Genomic DNA, 3,369 nt, shown 5'->3' on the forward strand with positions numbered 1-3,369 from the left:
TTCCGGTCGGTGATGATGCCGATCATCACCATCCCGTTGTCGCTGATCGGCGTCTGTTTCCTTTTGTTTGCGGTGGGCTATTCGATCAACCTGCTGTCGCTGCTGGCCATGGTGCTGGCGATCGGCCTGGTCGTCGACGACGCCATCGTGGTGGTGGAGAACATCCATCGCCATATGGAAGAAGACCACATGTCGCCGATGCAGGCCGCGTTCAGCGGTATGCGCGAAATATCGTCGGCCATCATTGCCATGACCATGACACTGGCCGCCGTGTTCGCGCCGCTGGCCTTCACCGGCGGCCTGACCGGCGCATTGTTCCGTGAATTCGCAGTCACGCTCGCCGGCTCAGTGGTGCTGTCGGGCGTCATCGCCATCACCATCACCCCGATGATGTCGGCACGCCTCCTGAAGTCCGGCACGCCGGGCCGTTTCCAGCGCATTGTCGACGGCGCCTTCGCTCGCGTCGAGCATGTCTATGAACGCGCCGTCACCGGGTCGCTCAATTATCGCCCATTGACGCTGATCATCGTGCTTGCGCTTGTCGGCGTCACCGGCTTCATGTTCACCAAGACCTCGAGCGAACTGGCGCCGGAAGAGGACCAGGGCTTTCTGCTCTCGATTGTGACAGGGCCGCGTTATGCGACCTCCGATTACACCGAGACATACGTCAACCAGATCCTCGGCCTGGTGAAGGATATTCCCGAAACACGGGCGCAGTTCTCGGCCGTCGCCTTCGGCGGCACGACAAACAGCGCCTTCGTCGGCTATGCCTTCAAGGATTGGGCGGAACGCAAGCGCAATTCGAAGGAACTGCAGGCCGACATCACGGCCCGTATCGCCAAAGTGGCCGGCGTCGAGGCCTTCGTCTTCGCGCCGCCGACGCTGCCCGGCTCTGGTGGCGGCCTGCCCATTTCCATGGTGGTGCGATCGACCGGCGCTTCCTCGGAAGTGTACGAGGTGGCCGAGCAGATCAAGAACTCCGGCCGCTTCATCGTCGTGCAGAATTCGATGGCCTATGACGCACCAGAGGTGACGGTGACCATCGACCGTGATCGCGCCGCGGCGTTGAACCTGCCGATCGCCGATATCGGCCGCACGCTGACCTTGCTGGTCGGCGGCGCCGAAGTGGCGCAGTTCGACCGTGACTCCAACAGCTACGACATCATCCCGCAGGTGCCGCAGGAGTTTCGCGACAACCCCGATAAGCTCGGCGAATACTTCGTGCGCAGCGTGACGGGCGAGATGGTGCCGCTCTCGGCGGTAGTCAAGATTTCGAACAATGCGGCGCCGGCGGCAATCGAGCAGTTCAACCAACTGAATTCGTCGACGATTTCGGCGCTCCCGCTGCCCGGCGTCACCACCGGCGACGGGCTGAAGGCGCTGGAGGACATCGCCAAGGAGAGCCTGCCCGACACCTTCTTCCTCGACTATTCCGGTCAATCGCGGCAGGAAAAGGAACAGGGCAACACCATCCTGATCGCTTTCGCGGCGGCCGTTGTCGTCATCTATCTGGTGCTGGCGGCGCAGTTTGAAAGCTTTCGCGACCCCCTGATCATCATGATGGCGGTGCCGCTGTCGATCTTCGGCGCGATCGTGCCGCTCAATCTGGGCCTCGGCACGCTCAACATCTACACGCAGGTCGGCCTGATCACACTGATCGGTCTGATCACCAAGCACGGCATCCTGCTGGTCGAGTTCGCCAACCAGCAGCGTGAAAAGCATGGCATGCGACGGCGCGACGCCATCATCGCCTCGGCCAAGGTGCGCCTGCGGCCGATCCTGATGACGACAGCGGCGATGGCGCTCGGCGTGGTGCCGCTGATCACGTCCAGCGGCGCTGGTGCCGCGGCCCGCTATTCGATGGGCCTGGTCATCTTCACCGGCATCCTGGTCGGAACCCTGTTCACGCTCTTCGTCGTGCCCATGTTCTACACCTTCATCGCCAGCAAGGACCTGCCTCATTTGGCGGAGAAGCCGGATCCCAAGCTGATGCCGGCACTGCCGAGCTAGGGTGGGGCTTCCTGCCCGGAAATGCGCAGGACAAATGCAAAAGAAAAGAGGCCGGAAACTTTCCGGCCTCTTTTCTTTTTGGCTGGGCTCCGCCGGTTTGAGCTGTACGCAATACCTCGGTTCGAGCTGTGCTCATACCGCAGCGTTTTCCGGTGGGAGCCTCGAGGCGCGCCAGCATGCTGACACGCCACCGTTTCCAGCCTGCTACTTGACGATGACGATGCTGGTGTTGGTCGCCCCGAAGGTTTCGACGAGCTGGTAGAAATCGGCCGCGTTGTCGGGGTGCAGCCGCACGCAGCCATGCGAAGCCGGCTGGCCGAGGCGCTTGATCGCGTAGGTCGCGTGTACCGCATAGCCGCCGCTGAAGAAGACCGAGTGCGGCATCGGGGCGTTGTCGTATTTCTTCGAATACCACATCTCATGCATGCGGGTCGGCTTGAACGAGCCGGTCGGCGTCACATGGGCCCGGTCGCCGGTGGAGACTTTCCAGGCGAAGGTCGGCCGGCCGTCGACGGAGACTTCCATGATCTGCTGCGAAAGCGAAACGCGTGCCACGATCTTGTTGGCGGCGTGCGCCGCACCCGAGCCGGCGCCGAGCAGCAGTGCTGCACCAGTCAAGGCAGCGGCGGTGATGTTGATAAGCTTGGCGGAAATGGCGGTATGCATGATGAAGTCCCCTCTCTCTGCCGGTTGGCCGGCTCCAGTTCGATGGCCGCTTATCCCAACGTCATGTTTCGAGAAGATTTCGCAAAACGCTCGTTTCTGTTTCGAATCTGTTTCCGCTGGTTAACAAACGCCTCCTTATAACCTGGCTGGAACAGGCTCGGCAGACCCACCCAGCCAAGACCAGGAGTCGGGAACATGAGTATCCGCCTCCAAACGAAAGTGCGAATTGGTGTCATGTGAAAGATCAAGCGTCAGCATCGAAACCAACCTGCAACAAAGCGCGGCTCCAAGCGGCATGATCCGGATACGGGGTGCGAGCAAAGTTGACGCAACGAAAACAGCCGGTAACGAACATGAGGACGAAATCAAACGCGCTGTCCTGGCTTCTCAGGATCAGCATCGCGGCAGCGGTCATCGGCGGCGTCGGCACGGTTGCCGGCACCCCGCTGACAAGGCTCGGCGCGATGACTTCGGGCGAGATTTCGACGCTGCATACCGCACTGTTTTTCGCCACGGTCTGGATTGTTTCCAGCCTGCGCATCGCCCGGCTCAAGGCCCTCTGGCGGGTCGGCCTTAGGCTGACGGGTTTGCGCGGCGCCTCCGGCAACTTGCTGCCGAGAGGACCGAAGGCCCGCGCCGCGACGGGGGGCTCCGTGGGCGGCGCGGGCACTTCGGGGGTATCCTGAAGAGACC

At 62.0% G+C, this 3,369-nt stretch carries 3 protein-coding genes; 1 reads left to right on the plus strand and 2 read right to left on the minus strand.

Features of this window, described 5'->3' with window-relative positions:
* The coding region (locus EN906_RS27720) for an efflux RND transporter permease subunit (RefSeq protein WP_127375519.1) at positions 1 to 2,010 on the plus strand (2,010 nt) is incomplete at its 5' end.
* A 204-nt stretch (positions 2,011 to 2,214) separates the two neighbouring features.
* Here the strand turns inward: EN906_RS27720 and EN906_RS27725 are convergent.
* Together EN906_RS27725 and EN906_RS37480 are read right to left on the minus strand one after the other, a co-directional pair.
* Positions 2,215 to 2,676 carry a L,D-transpeptidase gene (locus EN906_RS27725; RefSeq protein WP_023811018.1) on the minus strand — a complete coding sequence of 154 codons (462 nt, stop codon included), beginning with the start codon at positions 2,674 to 2,676 and terminating at the stop codon, positions 2,215 to 2,217.
* A 244-nt stretch (positions 2,677 to 2,920) separates the two neighbouring features.
* The coding region (locus tag EN906_RS37480) for a hypothetical protein (RefSeq protein ID WP_206529182.1) at positions 2,921 to 3,369 on the minus strand (449 nt) is incomplete at its 5' end.

It is taken from the genome of Mesorhizobium sp. M7A.F.Ca.CA.004.06.1.1, from assembly GCF_003999135.1.
Taxonomy (GTDB): domain Bacteria; phylum Pseudomonadota; class Alphaproteobacteria; order Rhizobiales; family Rhizobiaceae; genus Mesorhizobium.

Coding starts and splice junctions, on each gene's coding strand:
- EN906_RS27725 (WP_023811018.1), bottom strand. CDS start 2,676: ATGCATACCGCCATTTCCGCCAAGCTTATCAACATCACCGCCGCTGCC.